The sequence below is a fragment of the Pseudomonas sp. p99-361 genome (assembly GCF_003935475.1).
Lineage (GTDB): Bacteria > Pseudomonadota > Gammaproteobacteria > Pseudomonadales > Pseudomonadaceae > Aquipseudomonas > Aquipseudomonas juntendi.
On sequence record NZ_RHQO01000128.1, the window covers coordinates 1 to 5,103 of the forward strand.

The following is a 5,103-nucleotide window of genomic DNA, read 5'->3' on the forward strand; positions in this document are numbered from 1 at the left end:
CGCTGAGTTCGGTATAAGACATAGGGGCAGCACCGTACCGGAAAGGTCAGGTGTTGCACTCAGTTTTTGCCGCCGCCCAGGCATACCCTCTCATTAACTTAGCCAAAGCTAACTGAACTGCTGGCCCTATCTCGATGCATGTAGATAGACTAAATTCTCTCACGACTACAGGACGACAGCGGTCCAAAGCGAAAGACAAAGGACTGCCGGCCTCCTCAATTAGCGTCCCCTGTTAACTAGATTTAACCTTAAACTGTTGTCGTTAACAGACCAAAAAATAGATTTAACCGCTTGGATCACACTGCATAGCAACTCACCTACAGCATCGCTACTGGGTTTGTGACAGCTACCGTCCATTCGGGAGCCGATACTGGACGTCAATGTGGCGCTTGATCTCCAAGATGTCCTCGGTCGCGTCAGGAGCGGCGGCCTCGTGCTGGGAGTACAACACATCTGTCGTCTACGTCGGGTTATCTTCGATCCTGTTGCCATAGAACTAGGCCGGAGCTTGGGTACAGCGGGTCGATCGGTGATTGGTATCTGGCTCGCTTTGCTGCAAGCGGGTGGAGCGTCGTTCCATCTGTTAGAGGACAAAATGGCTTTGTCGCTCGTCGGTTCCGTCGCGATGACCCTGGTGCTCATCATCTGGCAAAAACCCGGGCGGTATCGTGGGTAAGTCCAAAGAGCAGGGGGGGGCGCCGACTACATGGTGGCACCCTGCTACAATCGCCTCCCTTGGAATAGAGAGGCCGACATGACACGGATCGCTGTAACACTTGCTAGTTCTCTTGCACTCACCGGCTGCATGACGCAGATGCCCGAATCGGAATACCAGACGATTTCTAAGTTGGTCTCAGCCGCAGGCCTGTGCAAACGCGAGCAACTTATCACCGCAGACCAATACAACAGCTTTGTCTCGTTCCAGATGCAGCGTCGTCCAGCCCAGTACCTGTATGACCAGGGCAAGCTGTGGAATATGGTTCAAAGCTACTCGGCTGAGGCGGATGCTATGGTTCTCACCGACGCAGATCGATCGAAAGCCCAGATCGCTTGTGCTCAGGTGGCTAGCGCGGCGGACGAAATGGCCAGAATGAGCCAAGCACCAGGCGTCGCACCGCAGATGCCGGTCTATACCCCTCGCAACACCAACTGCATCACCAATTACGGCTACACGACCTGCTCGTCATATTAAAGCCCGGGAACAGACCCAATGAAATATATCGCCGCCCTTGCCGTAGCCCTCTCCCTCGCGGGATGCGCCTCCGAGCAGCAGACCTGGAAGGCCACGGCCACAACCGACGAATTCACCGATAAGACCACCATGATGGTCACTACGGGCGATCTGGGCACGCCGAACTGGATCGTCACCCAGCCGCTGCACTTCTACCCGGTAGTCCGGAAGGAAGGCAGCGAGATCTACGTCGGCATCATGTCCGGTGGCCGCTTCAAGGTGCCGGTCGGTACCGTCCAACTGCGCATCGACCAGAACGAGGCGTGGACAATCTCTCCGCAGGAAACGCCGGTGAGCATGGCCCCGTCTATCCCGTTGGCCCCGCTCGTTGGGCTGCAGGGCGAGCAGGCTGCACTGGTCAACAACGCCCAGGAACAGGCGATGAAGTCCACGTCGCAGTTGATGAGCCCGTACACCGTGACAGGCGGCGATAAGGCCAAGCAGATCCTCAAACAGATGGTCTCCGGCCACCTGATCAAGTACCGCACCGTAGGCATCAATCAGGCCGCGTCGACCACCGGAGAGGCCGTTATCGACCCGTCGCTGGTCAAGTCGCTGCGGGAGATCGGCATCGAGCCGAACAGCCTGTAAGGCGTTCCTGCAGCCACAAAAAAGCCCGCCAAGCGGCGGGCTTGCGGGGACAGCGCCAATCAGATTGACGGAGTATGTACGTCGGCGGTCGCGGTGGTAGCCAGGTCAAAAGCGGGCATCACAGGGGCCAACGAGCAAGTCACCTAGGGAGTCTATTCGCCGAACAAGCATGAAACCTTCCTGCGAAGCGGTAATTACATTTGTCACCCGAAAGCGTAACGCAGTGCCAGAGGGGGTGAGCGTTGGTCGCTGGCTACCTGCAAAAGCAGCCTCTGCAGGTAGCCACAGTTTTGCTGCTGCTGATCCAATGCGGCAATAAGGAAGAGAATCCCCCGCAATCCAAAACCTGAGCGCAAGCGTAAGCCCCGGCTAAGCCGGGGCGATTCTTCGTCGGGATTCGTCAACATGGGATCAACACCTGTAAATACGTAGTCAGGATAGTCATAAGTCAATCCCGGCATGACCCTCACCCCTGGCCGGAGAATCGGCCCATGTTAACCATGTTGTTCCCAAGTGACACCCCGGTCGACAGTTCAATCCCATCGGTCACGTTGCCAACTTCATCCCTCGTCGATGACTCTGAGACCGGCGGCCGACCAGCCGCCGGTCCATTTGAGCGTGCTTGAAAGCCGCGTCGTTTCTGGATGAGACAGTTTTAATTCTCTAACGCATCCGTCCGGATCGGAATTTTAAGTGGTCGCGGCAGTTTTGCGATTCCTCTCAACGAGGCTGCAGTCCGCGAAAACAGCGATGCTCCCGCGACAGTTTTAATACTCAAAGTCTACTTCGACTCGCAACTGATCCAGCTCTGTGTTTGGGGCGCGGGAGGCCTGTAGGTGTTTCCCTTGGCTACGATCCTTTCCTCCACTATCTCCACGGGGCCAGGCCCTTTGTTCAAAGTTTTCTCAGGTACTGCGAACGTATCCGACTTCTCAGCGGCGTGGGCAGTAGGGTTACGGCTATTGGCCTTTCCTGCTCCGCCCGAGGCTTGCGCACCGGGCACCGCTGAGATCTCCCAGATTCTGTGCAAAGGACTTCCCGACGTGCGCAGGGGCTCCGACCGCGCCGGATCAGAGCATGACTGGCGTATAACGCCATGCTCCGTATTACCTTTTGCTTCGCTTAACAGCATCGGCATCCCGAATTCCTAATTACGCGGCTCAATGGCTGGCCCATCGGTTACCCCTGTCAACGCTTCACGCTGCACCTCGCGGTGCAACATGCATGAATCGGGGTCTGGTTGAATCGCCATTTCTTACCAGTATCGAACTTTAATCGACTATCCTCTGCCACCTTTAACTGATGCTCTAAGCGTCCGGCCAACACACCTTGCTCGAGCAAGGCCGGAATCCACTTCCGCGGTAGCAGCCCCTCTTCACTGATATTGTGTCGGCAACGATACCCTAGCGAGACTGCACTGCTTGTTGATGGGGGAGCGTTGCAGCACACTAAACGTCCATCGTAAGGAGACGGCCCCATATGAAGGATACACCTCGCATTCCCCTGATTATCCTTGATGTTCAGGATGCGATTGATCAACCTATTTGGGATGGTAAAAGCCACCCTGGTTATTTGTCCGCAATCCAACGCCTTCTGCGGCACTGGCGATCAAATGGCTGGCCTGTCCTTCATGTGAAGCATGATGAAAAGAATCCCACCTCCAGCTATCACGTTCATGGCCCCTGGAATGGAATCAAAAAAGAAGTGGCCCCGGTAGAGGGCGAGGCTGTCATCATCAAGCATGAGAACTGCGCATTCATAGAAACCCGATTGGATGCCATCCTTAAAAGCATGCACGTAAAACGTATTGTTCTGACCGGCGTTGTGATTCATAACAGCATGGATGCCACTATCCGAGCGGGGAAGGCACTTGGATACGAAATCATTCTTCCTGCGGATGCGACTACTGCTGTACCCGTCATCAGGCCAAATGGAACGTTTTGGGACGCCTCTACCGTTTATGAGCTGACCTTGGCCATACTGGGCACCGAATATGCCCAAGTCATGTCATCAGAAGATGTGGTCGCACAGCTTTGCCTATGAAGCAGTGGCTGGCACCCACTGATGCGGTAGCAATTGCTCGATATCACTGGTCCGCTGTGTGGGCAGCCGCGTCAGCACATCTCTGAGATAGGCATACGGATCATGCCCATTCATGCGCGCCGATTGGATCAGGCTCATGATTACAGCCGCCCGTTTACCGCTGCGCAGCGACTCGGCAAATAACAAGTTCGAGCGTCCGAGCGCCCATGGCCGTATCTGGTTTTCAACTTGGTTGTTGTCGATGGGCACAGCTGCGTCGTCCAGATAGCGCTTCAGCGCTACCCAGCATTTCAGGCTGTAATCGAGGGTTTTGGCCGTCGCTGATCCGTTCGGCACCCCAGCCACGGGCAACTCGATTTTCACTGACGCTTCGGCTGGCCGTTTAGGTACAGCCTTCAGCGGGACAAATGCTGGCAGCGAGGTCGGTGCGGGCTGGTCTCGATAGAGCGGCATCCATTTACGGATGACGATGCCGTGGCTGATGGCGACTCTGGACTCTGTTGCCCAGGTTGCAGGCATTCCTGAGCGACCTAGGCTTTGAACAGTTTCGGATAAGAGCTTCGTTGGCGTACGGAAATCTTTACGATCGGGGGTGATCGCGTTCGCCTAAAAATACGCGAATAGCATCGCCCTTAATGATGGAGTTCGGACGGTGAGCTCGCCGTACGGTTACGCGACAGGTGCTAACCCCTGCTTTGTTTCGACGTTCGATGCCGGCGCCTGGGCAACAATCCTAACTAGCCCAGCGACTTGCTACTTTCGAGAGCTTTGATGTCGACTACGATAATGTCCCCTGACTTCACCGACTTCAGCTGCAGTCGGGTAGGAATAGCTTCCGATGCACGGTAGGCACACTGTGCCGCCGACCGACTGCGCCCGCAACTTGTTAGTAATCACACTGGGCGAAACTCGATAGTGAAACGACGGTTTGGTCGATATAGGACTGGAGGCGACTCCCACGAGTCCATGTTCTGGTCGTCTAGATTCGAGCTTTTGCTCCTGGATAGCATGAGAAAGACCGGCAGCTTGTAAGCGGTGAGGGGCGGGATTCGATACTGCGAGAGGAATAGGCAAAAAGGCGGCACGTATCATGTAACGCTTTCTCATACGAAAAATTAATCTAACCCCATGCAGCAAGGAGGTCCTTCTGCGGGGTCGGCAGCACATCGTAGCTGCGGCACCCACAACTCACATAGTCTCTGGAGTTGCCGCCATGAAATCCATCAAATCAGTAGTTA

At 55.4% G+C, this 5,103-nt stretch carries 3 protein-coding genes and 1 pseudogene; 3 read left to right on the forward strand and 1 reads right to left on the reverse strand.

The window, feature by feature from the left end:
* Positions 1–754: 754 nt before the first annotated feature.
* The 3 genes from EGJ22_RS25635 to EGJ22_RS25655 all read left to right on the forward strand — a co-directional run bounded on the left by EGJ22_RS25635 (position 755) and on the right by EGJ22_RS25655 (position 3,865).
* The gene (locus EGJ22_RS25635; protein ID WP_016969428.1) at positions 755–1,192 is read left to right on the forward strand and encodes a hypothetical protein; all 438 of its coding nucleotides are present in this window, start codon (positions 755–757) and stop codon (positions 1,190–1,192) included.
* A gap of 18 nt (positions 1,193–1,210) precedes the next feature.
* The gene (locus tag EGJ22_RS25640) at positions 1,211–1,822 is read left to right on the forward strand and encodes a hypothetical protein (RefSeq protein WP_016969427.1); all 612 of its coding nucleotides are present in this window, start codon (positions 1,211–1,213) and stop codon (positions 1,820–1,822) included.
* A 1,479-nt stretch (positions 1,823–3,301) separates the two neighbouring features.
* Positions 3,302–3,865, forward strand: a complete 564-nt coding sequence (locus EGJ22_RS25655; protein ID WP_016969424.1) for an isochorismatase family protein — start codon at positions 3,302–3,304, stop codon at positions 3,863–3,865.
* On the opposite strand, the pseudogene EGJ22_RS25660 reads toward EGJ22_RS25655, so the two are convergent.
* Positions 3,860–4,201, reverse strand: a pseudogene (locus tag EGJ22_RS25660) (transposase domain-containing protein); the annotation flags it as partial. The gene EGJ22_RS25655 and the pseudogene EGJ22_RS25660 overlap by 6 nt on opposite strands.
* Between the last annotated feature and the right edge of the window lie 902 nt (positions 4,202–5,103).